This is a genomic window from Methylocystis bryophila, assembly GCF_027925445.1.
GTDB lineage: Bacteria > Pseudomonadota > Alphaproteobacteria > Rhizobiales > Beijerinckiaceae > Methylocystis > Methylocystis bryophila.
Genome location: NZ_AP027149.1, coordinates 745,733 through 762,741 on the forward strand (window position 1 = coordinate 745,733; position 17,009 = coordinate 762,741).

Annotated in this window: 19 protein-coding genes and 1 tRNA gene; 11 read left to right on the plus strand and 9 right to left on the minus strand. The window is 63.5% G+C overall.

Going from position 1 to position 17,009, the window contains the following annotated elements:
* Window positions 1-90 precede the first annotated feature (90 nt).
* From QMG80_RS03505 to QMG80_RS03530, 6 genes are all read left to right on the plus strand, one after another.
* Window positions 91-166 (plus strand) — tRNA-Ala (locus tag QMG80_RS03505).
* A gap of 427 nt (window positions 167-593) precedes the next feature.
* Window positions 594-2,270, plus strand: a complete 1,677-nt coding sequence (kaiC, locus tag QMG80_RS03510) for a circadian clock protein KaiC (RefSeq protein ID WP_085771552.1) — start codon at window positions 594-596, stop codon at window positions 2,268-2,270.
* Window positions 2,267-2,548 carry a circadian clock KaiB family protein gene (locus QMG80_RS03515; protein ID WP_085771553.1) on the plus strand — a complete coding sequence of 94 codons (282 nt, stop codon included), beginning with the start codon at window positions 2,267-2,269 and terminating at the stop codon, window positions 2,546-2,548. Before kaiC ends, QMG80_RS03515 begins: the two co-directional genes overlap by 4 nt.
* A gap of 11 nt (window positions 2,549-2,559) precedes the next feature.
* Window positions 2,560-2,847, plus strand: a complete 288-nt coding sequence (locus QMG80_RS03520; protein WP_085771554.1) for a circadian clock KaiB family protein — start codon at window positions 2,560-2,562, stop codon at window positions 2,845-2,847.
* 7 nt (window positions 2,848-2,854) lie between these two features.
* The gene (locus QMG80_RS03525; RefSeq protein ID WP_085771555.1) at window positions 2,855-4,855 is read left to right on the plus strand and encodes a PAS domain-containing hybrid sensor histidine kinase/response regulator; all 2,001 of its coding nucleotides are present in this window, start codon (window positions 2,855-2,857) and stop codon (window positions 4,853-4,855) included.
* 161 nt (window positions 4,856-5,016) lie between these two features.
* Window positions 5,017-5,337 (plus strand): hypothetical protein, encoded by a 321-nt coding sequence (locus tag QMG80_RS03530; protein ID WP_085771556.1) that lies wholly within the window; start codon window positions 5,017-5,019, stop codon window positions 5,335-5,337.
* 55 nt (window positions 5,338-5,392) lie between these two features.
* Here the strand turns inward: QMG80_RS03530 and QMG80_RS03535 are convergent, their stop codons facing one another.
* From QMG80_RS03535 to QMG80_RS03565, 7 genes are all read right to left on the minus strand, one after another.
* On the minus strand, window positions 5,393-5,704 hold the full coding sequence (locus QMG80_RS03535) for a CBS domain-containing protein (protein ID WP_085771557.1): 312 nt from the start codon (window positions 5,702-5,704) through the stop codon (window positions 5,393-5,395).
* Between the two features lie 71 nt (window positions 5,705-5,775).
* The gene (locus QMG80_RS03540) at window positions 5,776-7,986 is read right to left on the minus strand and encodes an amylo-alpha-1,6-glucosidase (RefSeq protein WP_085771558.1); all 2,211 of its coding nucleotides are present in this window, start codon (window positions 7,984-7,986) and stop codon (window positions 5,776-5,778) included.
* Between the two features lie 101 nt (window positions 7,987-8,087).
* Window positions 8,088-9,173, minus strand: coding sequence for a glycosyltransferase family 4 protein (locus tag QMG80_RS03545; RefSeq protein ID WP_085771559.1), 1,086 nt, complete (start codon window positions 9,171-9,173; stop codon window positions 8,088-8,090).
* 211 nt (window positions 9,174-9,384) lie between these two features.
* Window positions 9,385-10,203 carry a class I SAM-dependent methyltransferase gene (locus tag QMG80_RS03550; RefSeq protein WP_085771561.1) on the minus strand — a complete coding sequence of 273 codons (819 nt, stop codon included), beginning with the start codon at window positions 10,201-10,203 and terminating at the stop codon, window positions 9,385-9,387.
* 94 nt (window positions 10,204-10,297) lie between these two features.
* The gene (locus QMG80_RS03555; protein ID WP_085771562.1) at window positions 10,298-10,600 is read right to left on the minus strand and encodes a nucleotidyltransferase family protein; all 303 of its coding nucleotides are present in this window, start codon (window positions 10,598-10,600) and stop codon (window positions 10,298-10,300) included.
* Between the two features lie 13 nt (window positions 10,601-10,613).
* On the minus strand, window positions 10,614-10,823 hold the full coding sequence (locus QMG80_RS03560; RefSeq protein ID WP_199769053.1) for a nucleotidyltransferase substrate binding protein: 210 nt from the start codon (window positions 10,821-10,823) through the stop codon (window positions 10,614-10,616).
* Window positions 10,789-11,091, minus strand: a complete 303-nt coding sequence (locus tag QMG80_RS03565) for a nucleotidyltransferase substrate binding protein (RefSeq protein WP_199769054.1) — start codon at window positions 11,089-11,091, stop codon at window positions 10,789-10,791. The genes QMG80_RS03560 and QMG80_RS03565 overlap by 35 nt, the downstream gene beginning before the upstream one ends.
* Window positions 11,092-11,169: 78 nt before the next feature.
* Here QMG80_RS03565 and QMG80_RS03570 point away from each other — a divergent pair, with 78 nt between their 5' ends.
* From QMG80_RS03570 to QMG80_RS03580, 3 genes are all read left to right on the plus strand, one after another.
* Entirely contained in the window at window positions 11,170-11,457 is a 288-nt protein-coding gene (locus tag QMG80_RS03570; protein WP_085771563.1) for a TonB-dependent receptor plug domain-containing protein, read from the plus strand.
* A 101-nt stretch (window positions 11,458-11,558) separates the two neighbouring features.
* On the plus strand, window positions 11,559-12,965 hold the full coding sequence (fumC, locus tag QMG80_RS03575) for a class II fumarate hydratase (RefSeq protein WP_085771564.1): 1,407 nt from the start codon (window positions 11,559-11,561) through the stop codon (window positions 12,963-12,965).
* Between the two features lie 29 nt (window positions 12,966-12,994).
* A complete protein-coding gene (locus QMG80_RS03580; protein ID WP_102938195.1) occupies window positions 12,995-14,518 on the plus strand; it encodes an acetate--CoA ligase in 1,524 nt (507 codons plus the stop codon).
* Here the strand turns inward: QMG80_RS03580 and QMG80_RS03585 are convergent.
* Entirely contained in the window at window positions 14,515-14,721 is a 207-nt protein-coding gene (locus QMG80_RS03585; protein WP_085773651.1) for a tautomerase family protein, read from the minus strand. The genes QMG80_RS03580 and QMG80_RS03585 overlap by 4 nt on opposite strands.
* Window positions 14,722-14,950: 229 nt before the next feature.
* Here QMG80_RS03585 and QMG80_RS03590 point away from each other — a divergent pair, with 229 nt between their 5' ends.
* Window positions 14,951-15,271 (plus strand): hypothetical protein, encoded by a 321-nt coding sequence (locus tag QMG80_RS03590; RefSeq protein WP_085771566.1) that lies wholly within the window; start codon window positions 14,951-14,953, stop codon window positions 15,269-15,271.
* Between the two features lie 231 nt (window positions 15,272-15,502).
* Window positions 15,503-15,796 carry a hypothetical protein gene (locus QMG80_RS03595; RefSeq protein ID WP_085771567.1) on the plus strand — a complete coding sequence of 98 codons (294 nt, stop codon included), beginning with the start codon at window positions 15,503-15,505 and terminating at the stop codon, window positions 15,794-15,796.
* A gap of 147 nt (window positions 15,797-15,943) precedes the next feature.
* Here the strand turns inward: QMG80_RS03595 and QMG80_RS03600 are convergent, their stop codons facing one another.
* Complete coding sequence (locus tag QMG80_RS03600; RefSeq protein ID WP_085771568.1) at window positions 15,944-16,783, minus strand: outer membrane protein; 840 nt, start codon at window positions 16,781-16,783, stop codon at window positions 15,944-15,946.
* Window positions 16,784-17,009 lie beyond the last annotated feature (226 nt).

Sequence of the window (17,009 nt, forward strand, 5' to 3'; positions counted from 1 at the left end):
CTTGCCGCGCGGGGCCTGCTCCATTATAGAGCCCCGATCGCTGCGACGGCTGTTGCGGCGAAGGCCGGATTCCCAAGCCGGCAAAAGCGTGGGGCCATAGCTCAGTTGGGAGAGCGCTTCAATGGCATTGAAGAGGTCGTCGGTTCGATTCCGTCTGGCTCCACCAATAAAATCAAACTGATAAATCGGGCCGCGCGGCGAGAAAGCGCGGCCGACCGATCCCAGCTCCGCATCCGGCGCGCCCCAATTGTGGGCGAGAGCGGGGCGCGCGGCGTCACGGTTCTGTCCGTCCGGAATCAATGTGGCGGCCGAAATCGCAAAATATCCAGCTTACCAAACGAACAGTCGATCGCCCTGGGTCCCGCCTCGCGGCGTCATATGTTCTTCTACGTAGCGCGTTGCTGCGCGCTCAGTCGCGCGCCCGCGTCTGTATGACCGAAGCCGGTGACTTATCCGCCGCAAACTGAAAGTCCAGCGGCGACGCGTTTCGTCGCACTATGCTCTAGAATTCTCGGCGCGCTGGACTTCACATTGACGCCGTGTGCAATATTGAATCTAGCTCAAATTGAATTGCGAACGCCGCGCTGGACGCCATGATCGAAACCGTCTCGAAAGCCCCTTCGGGAATTGCTGGACTCGATGAAATTACCGGCGGCGGACTCCCGCAAGGGCGCCCGACCCTCGTCGCCGGCGGCGCGGGCAGCGGCAAGACCCTGCTCGCCATGACTTTCCTGCTCGAAGGCGCGCTGCGCTACGACGAGCCTGGCGTATTCATCTGCTTTGAAGAGACGGAAAAGGAGCTTGCAGCCAACGTCGCCTCGCTCGGCTACGATCTCAACGCCATGGTCGCCGAAAAGAAATTCGCTCTGGATTACGTCCACGTCGAACGCAATGAGATCGAGGAGACCGGCGAATACGACCTCGAGGGCCTCTTCGTGCGCATTGGCCTCGCCATCGATGAGATCGGGGCAAAACGCGTCGCGCTCGACACGATCGAAGCGCTGTTCACGGGCTTTTCCAATCTCGGCGCGCTGCGCGCCGAGCTGCGTCGCCTATTTCGTTGGTTGAAGGATCGCGGGGTGACCGCGATCATCACGGGCGAGCGCGGCGAAGGAACTCTCACCCGTCACGGTCTCGAGGAATATGTCTCGGACTGCGTCATCCTGCTCGATCATCGGGTCATCGATCAAATCGCCACGCGCCGGCTGCGCGTCGTCAAATATCGCGGGAGCGAGCACGGGACCAACGAATATCCGTTTCTCATCGACAAGAGCGGCATTTCGGTTCTGCCCGTCACGTCGCTGGAGCTTGCCCATTCGGCCTCCGGGGAACGCATCCTCAGCGGCGTTCCGGGCCTCGACGAGATGCTCGGAGGGGAAGGGTTCTGGCGCGCTTCGAGCATATTGATGTCGGGCGGCGCAGGCAGCGGCAAGACGACGATCGCCGCGCAATTCGTCGCGGAGGCGTGTCGGCGCGGCGAGCGGGCACTTTATTTCGCCTTCGAGGAAAGCCCCGGCCAAATTGCCCGCAATATGCGTTCGGTCGGGATCGATCTGAGCCCCGGACTCGAGTCCGGCGCGCTACGCTTCGTCGCGGCGCGCCCCACGCTCACCGGTCTCGAGATGCATCTCGCCCGCATGCACCGGGAGGTGGAGCAATTTTTGCCGCAAGTCGTCGTGATCGATCCAATCATCAATTTCGCGGCTGTCGGCAGCGTTACGGAAGTGCGGTCCATGCTGCTGCGCTTGATCGACTATCTCAAAAGCCTGGGCGTCACCGCGCTTTTCACTGCCGTGGAGGGCGGTCGCGCCCCGGATACGGAGCAAGCGGCGGTTTCCTCGCTCATGGACGCCTGGGTGCGGCTGCAGATGATTGAAGGGTCAGGCGAACGCAATCGCGCGCTTTACGTTATCAAGGCGCGGGGCATCGCGCATTCGAACCAGGTGCGGGAGTTTATCTTGACCGATCACGGCGTCGTCTTGCGCGACGCCTATCTTGGCCTCGGCGGCGTGCTGACAGGCGCGGCTCGTGTCGCTCAAGAGGCGCGCGAGAGCGAGGCTGAAGCGGAACGACAGTTGCTCATCGCCGGCAAGACGCAGGAAATAGAGCGGAAACGGCAGGAGGTGGCGGCTCGGATCGCAGCGCTTCAGGCCGAGCTCGCCGACGAGGAAAGCCAGGCCGAGTTATTTTTCGCCCGTCAGCGATCCGCAACGGCTTCGGCCGCGTCGACGCGCCAAGGCCTCGCAAGGCGGCGGGGAGCGGCGAAATGAGCGACCGGAAGTGGAGTCTGCGGCTTTACATCGCGGGAAAGACGCCCAAATCCGTCACGGCGATCGCCAATTTGAAAAAACTGTGCGACGAGCGTCTGGGCGGACAATATCAGGTGGAGGTCATCGATCTCGTCGAGCGTCCCGAGCTCGCCCGGGCGGATCAGATCGTCGCCATTCCGACCCTGGTGCGGAAGCTGCCGCCGCCGCTCAAGAAAATCATCGGCGACCTGTCAGACCAGGCGCGCGTCCTCAAAGGCTTGGAGCTCGAGCGTCTATAGGGAGCCTCGCGATGGATGCAGCTCTGAAGGAACATGTGAATCTGCGGCTGTTCATCAGCGGCGCGACCGCCGGCTCGATGCGCGCCGTCTCCGCGGTGCGCCGCCTTTGCGAAGAACGCCTTGCTGGGCGATTCTCACTCGAAGTCACCGACATTTATCAAGAGCCCGAAGCAGCGCGCCGCTACCAGCTCGTCGCTCTGCCGGCTCTGGTGAAGCTCGCGCCGGCGCCCAAGCGCCTGTTCATCGGCAACATGACAGAGACTGGGCGCCTTGTCGCTGAACTCGACGCGCTCGTGTGAGGCTTCCATGCAGGGGCAAGGCGTAAATCAGCTCGGTCGCCAATTGTCTCCGGTCGGCGTCGAAGCGGAAGAAACTCTCCAAGCCATCGTCGTCGGCGAAGCCGACGCGCTCGTCATCGAGACCAAGAACGGGCCGCGCGTTTACACGCTCAAGGACTCGAACGACGCCTATCGGCTTCTGGTCGAAAATATGGCGCAAGCGGCGCTGGTTCTCGAGGCCGAGGGCACGGTTTTGTATTGCAACGGCCGCCTGCCGGAGCTTCTGTCGCGCAAAAACGTCATTGGCCACAACTTCTTGGAATGCGTCGCGCCTGCCCAAAGAGAGCGCGCGGAAGGATTGCTGCGCGAGGGCGCGGTGAGACCGGCGAGCGCCGAATTCTCGCTCCTCGCCGCGAACGGCTCGTCGGTCGCTGTGCAGGCGGCGGCGACACCGCTAGAGTTCAACGAGCAGGCGAGCGTCGCGCTCGTGGTGAGCGCGCTGGACGACATCGAGGCGCTCAAAGTCTCCGAGACGAAATTGCGCGCGAGCGAAGAGCGCTTGCGACGCGTGCTCGAGACAGAGGCCGTGGGCGTTCTCTTTTTCGATCGCGAGGGCGTGCTCATCGAGGCCAATGACGTGTTCCTCCGCATGGTCGGCTACGAGCGCGCCGACATCGACGCAAAGCGGTTGGATTGGCGCAGCTTCACCCCGCCGGACGGGATCGCCGAAGCCAAAAAGCAGATGGCGCAATATCTGCAGGTTGGCCGCATCGGGCCGCACGAGAGGGAATATCTTCACAAGGACGGCTCTCGCCGCTGGATGCTGTTCTCCGGGCGCGATCTCGGCGACGGAACCTTCAGCCAGTTTTGCGTCGACATTAGCGATCGCAAGCGCGCCGAAGCCGGTCTGCAGGAAGCGGGCCGCCGCAAGGACGCCTTCCTCGCGACGCTCGCCCATGAGCTGCGCAATCCGCTCGCCGCCATCAGCAACGGGTTGGGAGCGCTGCAGCGCCTGAACACCGAAGATCCAGATGATCTCCACGTCATGTTGAGGCGCCAGGCTGCGCATCTGGTGCATCTTGTCGACGACCTGCTGGAGGTCTCGCGCATATCGAGAGGCAAGATCGAGCTGCGCAAGCAGCCCGTCGATCTTTCCGAGATGGTCCGCCAAGCGGTCGAGGCGAGCGGCCCGATGATCGAGAGCAAAGGTCATGAGCTCACGGTTCGGCTCGACGAGGCGCCGCTGATCGTCGAGGGAGACGCGACACGGCTGTCGCAGGTCGTGACCAATCTTCTGGATAACGCCGCCAAATTCACGCCGCGCGGCGGGCGAATCTTTATCGAGACGGGGCGCGCCGGGAACACGGCCACGCTGCTGGTTCGGGACAGCGGCGTCGGCGTCTCGCCTGAAGAATTGGCGACGATCTTTGATCTTTTCGTTCAGCTCGACCCCTCGGTGCGAGGCTCCCAGGGCGGGCTCGGCATCGGGCTTGCGCTCTCGCGCCAGCTCGTCGAGCTGCATGGCGGCCGCATTGAGGCGCGCAGCTCCGGCCTCGGATGCGGCTCAGAGTTTTACGTTCAGCTGCCGCTCATACAGCAAATATCGAGCAACGCGCCGGGTCCGCGCGTCGTTGCGCCTAGGCCGCGCGGCGATTCCGCGCCGACGAGGGTGCTGATCGTCGATGACGATGCGGATGTCGCGGAAAGCCTCTCCTTGCTTCTCCGTTGTCTCGGCATCGGGACGCGCATCGCGAATAACGCGTCGGCCGCCCTCGCGGCCGTTGCGGACTCGGCGCCGCAGCTCGTCTTTCTCGACCTCGGCATGCCCGGCGTGGACGGCTATGAAACGGCGCGGCGCATCCGCGCGCTGCCCGAAGGCAAGTCGCTGATCCTCGCTGCGCTCAGCGGATGGGGCCGCGAAGAAGACAAGCAGCGCGCCGCGGCCGCCGGCTTCGACCATCATTTCGTCAAGCCGATCGAGTTGGACGCCATAGAGGCGCTCATCGCAGCTCTACCGCGCGTCGTGTAGCTTCCAAAACGCCCCGCTGGCCCAACTGTGCGGCGAAATACGTACGACCGCACCGGTACTTTTCACAATTTCGAGTCTTCTCAACTCTCCTTTCTTACAGATTGAGACCGAAACCATGATCCCGAATTCCGACGCTTGCGCGTCATTCGAGGAGACAAGCCATGTCGATCAATTTCGACACCCACAGGGCGCCGCGCCCGCAGCTAAAGCCGAGGCCGGAGCTTCCGCCTTTCGTGCGAAACTACATTGATTGCGTGCGTGGAAATCCGCAAATCAGCGGCCGAGTGCCGATCGACTATCTCGATAAGCTTTGGGTCCAAGCGACCGACTTTGCTAAACGCAACGGAGTCGATTGTCCGATCCATCGTGAAGAGCTGGACGCGCTGCGCATCGTTGTGGAAGCGAGGATGACCGCATCGCAGGCGAGGCGCTTGGATCAGACGATGCTCGTGGAAGAAGAAGGCTTGCTGTCGCTCGCCTGACCCCGCACCGCGCCACGCAGACGGTCGCGTTTCGCGCCATGTCCTAGCACGAAGCTTAGCGAGGACCCCGTCCTGTTCGAGGCTTTCCCTCGGACTTGGCCTCGGCCGCCTGCTCGACCCCGTCGTCGTTGAAACAATAGCCGATCTTCTCGATCATAACCTCCCGTATTCTCGCGTCGGCGGCGACGCCTTTCGCAATTCCGCGCACGACGATGTCGGGGTCGGTGACGATGCCGATCAGGCGGTCGCTTTCGCCGACGGGCAAAGCTCCGATGTCGTCCACAGCCATCGCCTTGGCGGCTTCGACGGTGCTCTGATCGGGTTGCAGGAGCGTGAGGCGCCGCGTCATGACTTCGGCGACTTTCACGTGAACCTCCCCATCTGGCTGTCGGCTAGATCACGCTGCGTTCAGGCGGGACCGCTCGAGGGCGGCACCATCTAAAGCGTCACTTCCACCCGCGCATGGCCGTTGTCGTCGGAGCTCAACGCGCTCACCGAAACGTCCGCGCCATGGCGGCGAACCAAGAGATCGATGCTGCTGTTCCCGACGGCGAGCGAGCGGATCGCCACCTCGTCGAGAAACGGCGGCAATTTCGGTTGCCGTAGCCGCACGCGATGCGCGCCGGGTTCGAACTCGAGGCCGAGGCTCGCCTGCAACAGCGCGAAGGGCGCGCAGGACGACCAGGCCTGTGGCGTGCAGGCCACAGGATAGAGCGTGGGACCTTTGCCACGCATGCGCTGAAAGCCGCAGAAGAGTTCCGGTAGCCGCCGCAAGTCCATGTAGCACGCGGCGTCGAAGAGTCCGGAGAATAGAGTCTGCAAGCCGTGCTTGAGGCCGTAGCGCGCCATCCCCATGCCAATGAGCGCATTGTCGTGCGGCCAGATGGAGCCGTTGTGGTAAGACATCGGGTTGTAGCGGATCTCGCCGGCCGCGATCGTGCGGACGCCCCAGCCGGAAAAGAACGGCTTTTTCAGAAGCTGGTCGCCGACTTGGGCGGCGCGATGGGCCGGCGCAATGCCGGCGAATAGCAGGTGCCCCGCGTTCGAGGAGCGAATGGCGCAACGACGCTTGTCGCCATCGAGCGCCATCGCGTAAGTTCCGATCTCCTCGCACCAAAACGCGTCGTCGAATCGGGCGGCAAGCGCCTCCGCCTCTTGCGTGAGACGCTCGGCTCGTTTCACATCACCGAGAGCAACGGCGATCTTCGCCGCAGCGCGTTTGGCCGCAAAGACGTAGCCCTGCACTTCGCATAGCGCGATCGGACCTTGCGCGAGCGCGCCGTCGGCGTGGAAGACGGAATCGGACGAATCCTTCCAGCCCTGATTGACGAGTCCGTTCTCGTCGGCCCGGAAATATTCAACGAAGCCGTCTCCATCGCGATCGCCGTCACAGTCGATCCAGTTCAAAGCCGCGTCAATGCTGGGCCAAAGCTCGGAGATCGTGTCCAGGTCGCCCGTGCGCTCGAGATAGAGTCCGGCGAGCGTCACGAATAACGGCGTGCCATCCACCGAGCCGTAATAGCGCGCGAAAGGCACCTCGCCGAGCCGCGCCATTTCGCCCCGTCTGATCTCGTGGACGATCTTGCCGGGCTGCGCGTCGGCCTCCGGCTTCGTCTCTACGGCTTGCGTCGCCGCGAGATATTTTAGAACGGCTTTGGCGACCGCAGGCTCGATCCAGAGCGTCTCTATCGCCGTTATGATCGAGTCGCGCCCGAAATTCGTGCTGAACCAAGGCACGCCGGCGTAGGGGAAAGGTCCGTGCGCGGTCTCCGTCACGAGCATATAGAGGTCCGCCATGGAGCGGCGGAGCACTTCGTTGAAGACATTGTTCGACGTCTCGACGGTCGCTGCGCCTGACGCCAAGCCGCGCAGCTCGCGTCGCGCCCGTCGCGTCGCCAGCAGGAAGCTACGGGGCGCGTTGACATGGTCTTCGTCCTGCATGCAGCGAAAGGTGAAGAACACTGACGCCCTGCCGCCTGCGGCGAGATTGATGCGATAGCGCGCGCGGCCTCGATCGAGCGCTGACGGGCGAGGATCGAAATCGATGACCGTGCGCCTGACGACGTCGTCGAGCCCGCGATAGGCGATGATGGCGCGATCCTTCGAAATCTCGGACCGTTTTTCCCCGCGGCTCGCGCGATGCTTCCCGCGCACCTCGAAAATATCGGCGAAATCCGCGTCAAAGAGAATGTCGAGGTCGATCCAGGAATTGGCGGCCGCGAAGTTCCGCAGCCCCAGGCGTTCGTAGCAACCGCTGCGCCACAAGAATTTAGAGCGCAGGATGTGCACCATGTCGCGTTCCAAGACGAGCGCGCCGTTCTCTCCCTCCAAAAGGTCCGGATTGGTGAGATCGACGCTCAGCGCCGCATTATTGTCCTCGATCTTCGAGCTCAGCAGCAACGGACGTTGGCTGTTGACGAGAATCTGGAGGGAAGAAAGGAAGCGCGTGTCGTCGTGAAACAGCCCCTGAGGACTACCGAAGCCCGGAATAATGTCTCCGTGACGGTCGAAGATCCCGAATGTGTCGCCGTGCTTCAGCGTGCGCGTGCTGAGCTCGGAGAGCGACTCGGTCGCGGCGATGTAGAATTGCGAAGGAGGCGCATCCTGCGTCCCCTTGGCGCTTGTGGCGGGAAACGCGGGCTCTTTCATGAGTCGCTCGATCCTGTCCGAAAGCTCCCGCGGGCGTTGACGCCTCGCCTGAGAGCGCGTCCCGATCGCGTGGAATCGCGCGCACTTTCTCGGGACATGCTCTAGGCGCGCAAGAGCGGGAAATCTTGCGAAGCGGGCGCTGCCGCGCCTCTGGCGCCCGTTGTCTGCAGGCGCGCGAGTCGTTCGTAGAGTCTTACATAGCTGCGCGCCATGATTTCGGCGGTGAAGCGCGCCTCGAAGCAGCGACGCACGGCGGCGCGGTCGAGGCCGTCGATGGCGCCCGCGGCCGCCACAGCCTCTTCCAGGCTGTCGACGATGAATCCGCTCACGCCATGCTCGATAATTTCCGGCACGGACCCGCGCCGATGCGCGATGACCGGCGTGCCGCAAGCCATCGCTTCGATCATGACGAGGCCGAAAGGCTCGGGCCAATCGATCGGGAACAACAGAGCCTTCGCCTGGCCCAGAAACGCGCCCTTCTGATCCTCGCCGATCTCCCCGATAAATTCGACATGCGATTGGTTGAGGAGCGGCCGCACCATTTCCTTGAAGTATTCTTGGTCGGCCATGTCGACCTTCGCCGCGATCTTTAGCTTCATCCCGGCCCGCCGCGCGATCTCGATCGCGGTCGTCGGCCCCTTTTCCGGGGAGATCCTGCCGAGAAACGCCAGATAGCCGCCCGACGCCTCGCGCGAGAGCGCATAGAGATCACGCGGAAGGCCATGCGGCACGGTCGCGACGAAATTGGCGCGCAGCGGCCGCCGCTGATGCGCCGAGATCGAGACGAGCGGCGTTCGATGGAACTCGTGAAAGAGCGGGGCCAGCTCCGGGAAATCGAGCCTGCCGTGCATCGTCGTCACAGCGACTGCCGCCAGATCACGCAGCATCGGAAAGTGCATGTAATCAGTATGGAAATGCAAAACGTCAAATTCGTCTAAGCGCTGACGGACATGCTCGAGTTGCAGCACGTTATAGGGGGCGGGATCGCGGACCCGCGACAGACGCAAAGGTCGGGGCGCGCTGGCGACAAGCTCCGCTGCGGTGCGCGATCCGCCGCTGGCGAAGAGCGTCACCTCATGGCCTTGGCGCACCAGCTCTTCCGTCAAATAGGAGACGATCCGCTCGGTTCCGCCGTAGAGAGTGGGCGGCACGCTTTCCATCAACGGAGAAATTTGCGCAATTCTCATTGTCCGACCCGATCGAACCGGCGAGCGGCCAAACCTCGCGCGCCGCTCTCTCGAGGCGGCTGAAGCCCAGCGGCATAGGCTATGATTGCGGGGAGGAGGACCATCGGGAGAGTCAACGTCTCCATCGGCAAAATGTTCCGACGCAAGACGCCGAGAGGCGACGCGAGCCTCTCGCAACGCTCTCTTGCAATTCGCGATTCGCGACTGCGTCTCAGCTGCAGAAAGTGCAGAGCGTGTAGTGATCGAAGAGTCGCGAGCCCGCCGTCTTCTCCGGCCAATAGAGTCGGTGAAGCTCGGCGATGGTGAAGCGGTCGGCGACGCACAGGCCGATTCTTCCAGCCAGGCTCTCGACGTCGCTCATGCCGTAAGTCCAGGGCGCGCCCATCGCAGCGAAGCGCTCGACGACGGCGGTGATCTCGGGGTCGCCGGTTTCCTTCGCGATCACTTCCGGAGCAAGGTAATCGAAGGAGATGGAGAAGCGCCGCAGATTTTGCGCGATGCTTTCGAGCACGCCCGTGACGGCGGCGCGGCTCAGATACATCGTATTGCCTTCCCAGATGAAATGCGTCGGAAGCGAGAAATCGAAGCCGTTGCGCGCGAGAAGCTCGCCAAGGTCCTCAGTGACGTAATCGCCTCCGATATAGGCGGCGCCCGGCGGGATCCCTCTCTCTTCGAGCCGCTTACGCTTGAAGGAGAGGATGGCTGGGTTGTCGATCTCGAAAAAGGCGACGCCGGGCTTGGCCTTCCTCTGCGCGCGCGTGTCGAGCCCGGCGCCGAGGATCACCACTTGGCGGGAGCCGTTCTCAAGTTGCGCGTCGAGCCGGTCGTCGAGATAACGCGTTCTGACCCACACATTGACCTTGACCGGCGGGAAGAACGCATAAATGCGATCCGCCGCGCGCTTCGTTTCCTCGTCGAGAAACGCCTGCACGATCGGGTCGCGATAAAGGGGATTCGGCTTGAGGTTCTCTTCGGCCCGGAATTCCGCGACGACGAAAGCCGTGCCTGGGACGTTCTGAACGAGACTCATGGCCTGCTCGCAGTGTTCGATTGACCGGCGGCCGCGCCGCATGTGCGCTGGCTTAGCTTGCGCTATAACCCGCGACGAAGCAAGCAAGCGCCTTCTATTCCGCTTTTTGCACGAGGATTCTCCTTGCCTCGATGATTTGGCGGAACGTCGCATTCGTCGTCGCCCAATCCACAAGGTCGACCTTCCAAGGCAGATCGCTTTCCGAGAAAGCCTCGCGCAGAACGGCGAGCGTGTCGAGCGGGAGCGGCGTGTCGCCGATCAGCGCGAGATCGAGGTCCGAATAAGGTTTTGCGGCGCCCGTGGCGCGCGAGCCGAACGCCCAGACTTCCCGGCCGGGAACCACGGAGCGCAAAATCCCGCTGACGATCGCCCATTCCTTAGGATTGAGATTTAGCATCTTCGGCGCATCCCTATTCACGGCTGCGTCGCCTCAGTTGGTCGCGGAGGTATTTTGCCTCCGCGAGGAAAGGTTCGACGCCGGAGACGACGCTCAACGCCTTGGCCTCGTTATAGGCGTGGCTGACGATGTTGCGCATGTCGCGGAATTTCCGCCACGCCGGCCAGTCCCCGAGCAAGAGCCCGCGCTCATTGCCGGTGCGAATGAGATCCTGAAAGGCCATCGTATTCGCTCGGCGTGGCGGAGGTTGCCTCCAGGTAGCGCTTCAGCATCTTATGACTGAGCTCATAGGTGAATTCGAAGCGTTGAATCAGCCCGTCGCGAATTTGCGCGTCCGAGACATCCATGTGGTAGCGGGCGAGCCCCTCCCCGAGTCGGTCGATCGCGTTTTCCAGGGAGCTAATGTCCAGGGTCACGCGAAACTCTCCAATGTAATCCGGGGGAGCCGGACCGACGGCTCCGGTGATCGCTCCGGCGCGAGCGAGCGTCAAGCCGCGCCTTGAAGACAGGGTCCGGCGCGCGCAACCCGGTCGCGCCCTCGCGCGTTCTATACGCGAAGGAGGCCACCGATGTCCCCCCGTGTCCCGTTCATGCTGCTCCTCACAGGGATGCTGAGCCTCGCCGCCGCCCCGGAGGCTCTCGCCAAGAAGCGCAAGACCCACGCAGGTCCGGGGGCGGCGCTCGCCGAGCACGGCTATTACACGCCTTATCTCACCGGGCCGAACGGCGAACGCACGCCGATCATGGAGGTTCCGGGCTCGGCCACCGTCATCAACCGGCAGATTCTCGACGACCAGCAGGCGACCACGCTCGAGCAGGCGCTGCGCAACGTGTCCGGCGTCACGGTGCGCCACTGACGGGCCCCGCCCCGAAGATTGCCGCAAGGCGCAAAATCTCCCATAGGAAGGGCTTCGCGCGCGCCTTGCGCGCCACCACCCATTGACGAGACGAAGACGACATGACGAGCGCAAACAGCCGCCTGGAGCGCGACTCCTTTGGCGATATCGCAGTTCCTTCCAGCGCTTATTGGGGCGCGCAGACGCAGCGCTCGGTCGAGAATTTTCCGATCGGCGGCCAGCGCATGCCGATCGAGATCGTCCATGCGCTCGCCCGCATCAAGCGCGCCGCCGCCGAGGTCAACGCCGCCAAGGGACTGATCGACAAAAATATCGCTGAGGCGATCGTCGCAGCGGCCCAGGAGGTCATCGACGGCAAGCTCGATCAGCATTTCCCGCTCGTCGTCTGGCAGACGGGCTCGGGAACGCAGTCCAACATGAACGTCAATGAGGTGATCGCCAACCGGGCCAATGAGGGGCTCGGCGCGCCGCTCGGCGCCAAGGCGCCCGTGCACCCCAACGATCACGTCAATTACGGCCAGTCCTCGAACGACTGCTTCCCGACCGCGATCCACATCGCGGCGGCCCTCGTTGTCTCGGGCCGGTTGATCCCGGCGGTGAAGCGCCTGCACGAGGCGCTCGACGCCAAGGCCAAGGCCTATGCCGATATCGTCAAGATCGGCCGCACTCATCTGCAGGACGCGACGCCGGTCACCCTCGGCCAGGAATTCTCGGGCTACGCAGCGCAGGCGGGCTATGCCGCGGCGCGGCTGGAGAAGACGCTTCCGGACCTCTTGGGCCTCGCCCAGGGCGGCACGGCGGTCGGCACCGGATTGAACACCGCGCCCGGCTTCGCCGAGGAGGTCGCGGCGAACCTCGCCGAGCAGACGGACCTGCCTTTCGTGACCGCGCCGAACAAGTTCGAGGCGCTCGCCGCGCATGACGCGATCGTATTCGCGCATGGCGCGATCAACGCGCTTGCGACAGGTCTCTACAAGATCGCGAGCGACATTCGCCTGATGGGCTGCGGCCCGCGCGCCGGCTTCGCCGAGCTGCGTCTGCCCGAGAACGAGCCGGGCTCCTCGATCATGCCGGGCAAGGTGAATCCAACGCAAGTCGAGGCGATCACGATGATCTGCGCCCGCGTCTTCGGCAATCATCAGACGATCACCTTCTCGGCGTCGCAGGGGCATCTCGAGCTCAACGTCATGAAGCCCGTCATCGGCTTCGCCTTCCTCGAATCCGTCGCGCTGCTCGCCGACGGCATCGACAGCTTCATTCTGCGATGCCTCGACGGGCTCGAGCCGGACGAAGCCAACATCAAGCGCTTCCTGGAGCGCTCGCTGATGCTGGTGACCGCGCTCGCGCCGAAGATCGGCTATGATGCGGCGAGCAAGATCGCGCGCGCCGCGCATAAAAACGGCACGAGCTTGAAAGAGGAGGCCCTCGCCTCCGGCAAGGTCACCGAAGCCGAGTTCGACGCGATCGTGCGGCCGGAAAAAATGCTCGCGCCGGGCGAGGAGGGGTGAGGCGAGAGTCTCGTTGAAGGCGCATGAACATGGCTCATTCCGCGCGCGAAGCCGTTCCCGCGCGTTTCAACCTTGCGCGCTATTGCCTTGCGGAGAACGCGCGCACGCAACCCGGCCGCGTCGGGCTCACCATTGTCGGCGACGCGGACGCGCTGCGGCTCTCCTATCGAGACATTGACGAGAAGGTGCGCCGGCTCGCCGCCGGATTGCGCGCGCTGGGCTTGCCGCGCGGCGCGCGCGTCATGATCCGAATGGGCAATGAAGCCAATGCGGCGCTCGCCTATTTCGCGGCGATCGCGGCGGGTTATGTCGCGCTCATCGCCTCCTCGCAGCTCACCTTCGAGGAAGCGGCGTTCTTGCGCGCCGACAGCGGCGCCGAGGCGCTGCTGCTTGGCGCCGAATTCGAGTCCGAACCCCACGCCGGCGACGGCTTTCACGCGCTGCGCGGCGAGTCCCTCGCAAGACTGTTCGAGACGGCGCCCCAGGAGGGTTACGAGGACACGGGATGCGACGAGCCCGCCTATCTCGTTTACACCTCGGGCACGACGAGCCGCCCGAAAGGCGTGCTGCATGCGCATCGCGCCGCATGGGCGCGCCGTCTCATGTATCCGCATTGGATGGGCCTGACGCGCGCCGACACGATGCTGCATGCGGGCGCGATCAACTGGACCTACACGCTCGGCGTCGGGGTCGTCGATCCCTTCGCCTGCGGCGCCGAGGCCGTGCTTTATAATGGCAAACCGGATCCTTCGGTCTGGGCCCGGCTCATCGAGGAGAGGCGCGCGACGATTTTCGCCGCCGTGCCGGGCGTCTATCGACAAATTCTCAAACAGGGCGGGCTCGAGTCCCACGATCTGTCGTCCCTTCGCCACGGGCTGTCGGCGGGCGCGTCGCTGCCGCCGCAGCTTCTCGACGAGTGGCGGGCCCGCGTCGGTAAGGAGATTTTCGAAGCCTATGGCATGAGCGAGATCTCGACCTTCGTCTCGAGCGGCCCCACGACTCCCGTTCGTCCCGGCTCGCCGGGAAGGCCGCAGCCCGGAAGAATCGTCGCGGCGCTGCCGCGCGACGGCGGGACGGAGCCGCTGCCGACCGGCGAGACCGGCCTCCTCGCCGTGCGCGAGGACGAGCCGGGCTTGATGCTGCGCTATTGGAATCGCGACGCCGAGGAGCGCGAGGCGCGGCGGGGCGCGTGGTTCGTCTCGGGCGACCTCGTCTCTTTCGACGCCGACGGCTATGTCCATCTGCACGGGCGCGCCGACGAGCTCATGAACGCGGGCGGCTATCGGGTCTCGCCCGCCGAGGTCGAGCGCTGCCTCCTCGCTCATCCCGATGTCGCGGAGGCCGCGGTCGCCGAGCGGCCGGGACGCGACGAGGGAACCTCGATCATCAAGGCCTATGTGGTCCCACGCGACGGCCGCGATCCGCAGGAGAGCGAGCTGCTCGCCTTTTGCGCGGAGCATCTTGCGGCTTACAAGCGCCCGCGCGCCGTGCTGCGACTCGAGCGCCTTCCGCGCAACGCCAATGGAAAGCTCATGCGCGCGGCGTTGCCCTAATCTGGCTGTTGCGCTTTTTTCCAATCGTCCGTCAGGAGTCCCGCAAAGCCCCAATCTGCTTCTTCAATCTCCTGGATAACGATATGAATATGTTCGGGGCGCTTGCCGAGCACGCGAACTAACGACTCGGTAAAATCTTTGACAATTTCAGCCTTTTGCGCGCGGGACGCCCCTTTTGTGATCTGGACATTGATATACGGCATCGCCCGCTCCCAAAGTTCAAAAAACCATTCCACCATAGCGGTCGTAAGGGCCGTCGCCTATCGGCGCGCGCCGACGCGGGGTCTCCGACATCCTCGATCCTGAACGACGGCTGAACGAACCGCTCAGCTTTCATTCACGGGCTCGCTCTTAACTTTTGCGCAACGGTTCGATTTCGACCGGCGCCGAGAAGGTTTAGGCGGCGCCCGCGAGTCGTTGGAAAGGTCAGCCATGATCTCAAAGCGCGCCAAAATTTTCGCCGTCGCGACATTGTCGACGCTTCTTCTCGCCTCTCCGGCGCTCGCCGGCGGCTGGGGATATGGACCTCGCTGGGGCTACGGCCACGGCTATGGAGGCGGCTACGGCTGGGGCGCGGCTGCGGCGGCCGGCGCGCTCGGCGGTCTCGCCGTGGGCCTCATCGCGTCGCAGGCGGCGGCCTATCCCGCCCCCTATCCTTACTATTACGGGCCGCGCTGCGGCGTCGTGAACGAGCCGCTCTACGACTCTTACGGCTATGTCGCGGGCTATCGTCCAACCCGAGTTTGCGAGTGACGATCGGCAGCATGCCGCCTCGTTCCCGCAAGCCCCGTCGCCTTCCCAGCTCCCCGCCCCAAAGGGCGACGGGTTCGGCCTCTCGGAGCCATTCTCCGGGAGGCCGTCTTTTCTGTATCTTGCGACGCGAAAGCGAATCCGTTGAGCGCCGCGTGATCTGAGTGGGTGGCTCGGACGCTTCCAAGCCGTTATGAATACGAGACGAGTCGGATCAGCGGAGGAAGCTGCGTCATGGCCTCAATACGTCTCAACGTCTTCGCCTTCGCGGCGATCTCATGCCTCCTCCTCGCGTCGACGGCGCGCGCGGATGGGTGGTGGGAGCCGGAGCCTCTCGCCAGCGGATGGGCGCCCAAGCCCGATCCGAAGCTGGATCCGGCGCTCCATACGATGTTCAATCTCGTCGCGGCGCCGACGTCCTGGCCGCTCCTGTTTCCGCTATGGGCGCCGCGCTGCTACGTCGTCGTTGCGCCTGTGTCCAATCACGGCCGCGCGCGCTCGGATCAACCGACGCAAGTCTGCGAGTGACGTTCCTTCGCGGGCCGGGCAAAGCGCTTCGGGCTAGTGCATTTCCCGCTCGAACGGAATCGTTCGAGCGATAAGGAACCGAGCCAAATCAATAGTTTAGAGCATGTCCTGACCGGAAAACCGCTTCGCACTTTTCCGGGACATGCTCTAAAGCCGAAGCCCTGAGAATTTGTAATTCACCCCGAATTTGGCGGTGTGGACGCCGCTGACTGTGTCCGAGTTTGTCCAGCGAAAATTGCAAGAGCAATAGCCGTATGACGACTGGGTGTTGTCTATCGCAAAATACAAATATTCGATCTTCAGGGAGACATTCTCCCAGCCTCGAAGCGGAAGCGCATATTCCACGCCGCCGCCGACGGCGAAAGTAAGTTGGTTGACCGAGCTGCTGGTGCTCAAATGCGGCAAGGGGCTGATGACGTCTTCCTTCTTGACCGCAAAATAGCTGGTGTCGATGGTCGTGAAGAGCGCCGCCGCTTTTGCATAGATGAGCACGTTCTCGACTGCGTAGCCGATGCGCCCGCCGACCAGGCCATAGCCGTAATGGCTGCCGATGCTGGTTCGATGCCTCGAGCCCTCGGACACAACATCGCCGATGAGCGCGCTGTAAGAGAGCTGATTGACGTCCCTGCCGGAGCCGTATTCTCCCAGATAGCCGTATTCGCCCTCGACGCCGAGCACCAACGGAATTTGGGGAAGCTGCAGATTATAGCCGATCGTCGCGCCGCCTATGGGAGAGGCGTCGAGGCCATATCCATAAGGGCTGCTGAACGGCCGAAACCAGAAATTGAAATTATCCAGCCGGATCGGCTCGGTCGTGTTGAGCCGTCCGCCGCTCGCGCCGCCGACAAAACCCCCGACATAGAAGCCTTCCCAGTTGCGGGTCGCCGCGAGCTCGCTCGGCGGAGACGGCTCTCTGAAATCTGCGGCCAGAGCCGGAGAGAACGGTAGCGCAGCGAGAAGCGCGACGAGCGAGGGATAGTTTCTCATGGCGCCGCCAATGTGACGACCGCCGTCCCGGATCGAACGCAAAGCGTCAAGAACGAGGCGGCAGTTCAGACAATGTTGACGGAAGATTTAGCCGATTAGGGTAAACTGACGATTAATCCCGCCCGCCGCCTAGATCACGCTGCGTTCAGGCGGAATCGCCTGAACGCAGAAAACGTGATCGATTCTAAAAGTTTAGAGCGCGATTGGCGCGAAAAACCGGTTTCCA

Excerpts from the sequence above, each read along its gene's own strand:
- QMG80_RS03590 (WP_085771566.1), top strand. The coding sequence starts at position 14,951 with ATGATCTCAAAGCGCGCCAAAATTTTCGCCGTCGCGACATTGTCGACG.
- QMG80_RS03545 (WP_085771559.1), bottom strand. The coding sequence starts at position 9,173 with ATGAGAATTGCGCAAATTTCTCCGTTGATGGAAAGCGTGCCGCCCACT.
- QMG80_RS03520 (WP_085771554.1), top strand. The coding sequence starts at position 2,560 with ATGGATGCAGCTCTGAAGGAACATGTGAATCTGCGGCTGTTCATCAGC.
- QMG80_RS03540 (WP_085771558.1), bottom strand. The coding sequence starts at position 7,986 with ATGAAAGAGCCCGCGTTTCCCGCCACAAGCGCCAAGGGGACGCAGGAT.
- QMG80_RS03595 (WP_085771567.1), top strand. The coding sequence starts at position 15,503 with ATGGCCTCAATACGTCTCAACGTCTTCGCCTTCGCGGCGATCTCATGC.
- QMG80_RS03600 (WP_085771568.1), bottom strand. The coding sequence starts at position 16,783 with ATGAGAAACTATCCCTCGCTCGTCGCGCTTCTCGCTGCGCTACCGTTC.
- QMG80_RS03515 (WP_085771553.1), top strand. The coding sequence starts at position 2,267 with ATGAGCGACCGGAAGTGGAGTCTGCGGCTTTACATCGCGGGAAAGACG.
- QMG80_RS03550 (WP_085771561.1), bottom strand. The coding sequence starts at position 10,203 with ATGAGTCTCGTTCAGAACGTCCCAGGCACGGCTTTCGTCGTCGCGGAA.
- QMG80_RS03525 (WP_085771555.1), top strand. The coding sequence starts at position 2,855 with ATGCAGGGGCAAGGCGTAAATCAGCTCGGTCGCCAATTGTCTCCGGTC.
- kaiC (WP_085771552.1), top strand. The coding sequence starts at position 594 with ATGATCGAAACCGTCTCGAAAGCCCCTTCGGGAATTGCTGGACTCGAT.
- QMG80_RS03585 (WP_085773651.1), bottom strand. The coding sequence starts at position 14,721 with ATGCCGTATATCAATGTCCAGATCACAAAAGGGGCGTCCCGCGCGCAA.
- QMG80_RS03580 (WP_102938195.1), top strand. The coding sequence starts at position 12,995 with ATGGCTCATTCCGCGCGCGAAGCCGTTCCCGCGCGTTTCAACCTTGCG.
- QMG80_RS03570 (WP_085771563.1), top strand. The coding sequence starts at position 11,170 with ATGTCCCCCCGTGTCCCGTTCATGCTGCTCCTCACAGGGATGCTGAGC.
- QMG80_RS03560 (WP_199769053.1), bottom strand. The coding sequence starts at position 10,823 with ATGGCCTTTCAGGATCTCATTCGCACCGGCAATGAGCGCGGGCTCTTG.
- QMG80_RS03530 (WP_085771556.1), top strand. The coding sequence starts at position 5,017 with ATGTCGATCAATTTCGACACCCACAGGGCGCCGCGCCCGCAGCTAAAG.
- fumC (WP_085771564.1), top strand. The coding sequence starts at position 11,559 with ATGACGAGCGCAAACAGCCGCCTGGAGCGCGACTCCTTTGGCGATATC.
- QMG80_RS03555 (WP_085771562.1), bottom strand. The coding sequence starts at position 10,600 with ATGCTAAATCTCAATCCTAAGGAATGGGCGATCGTCAGCGGGATTTTG.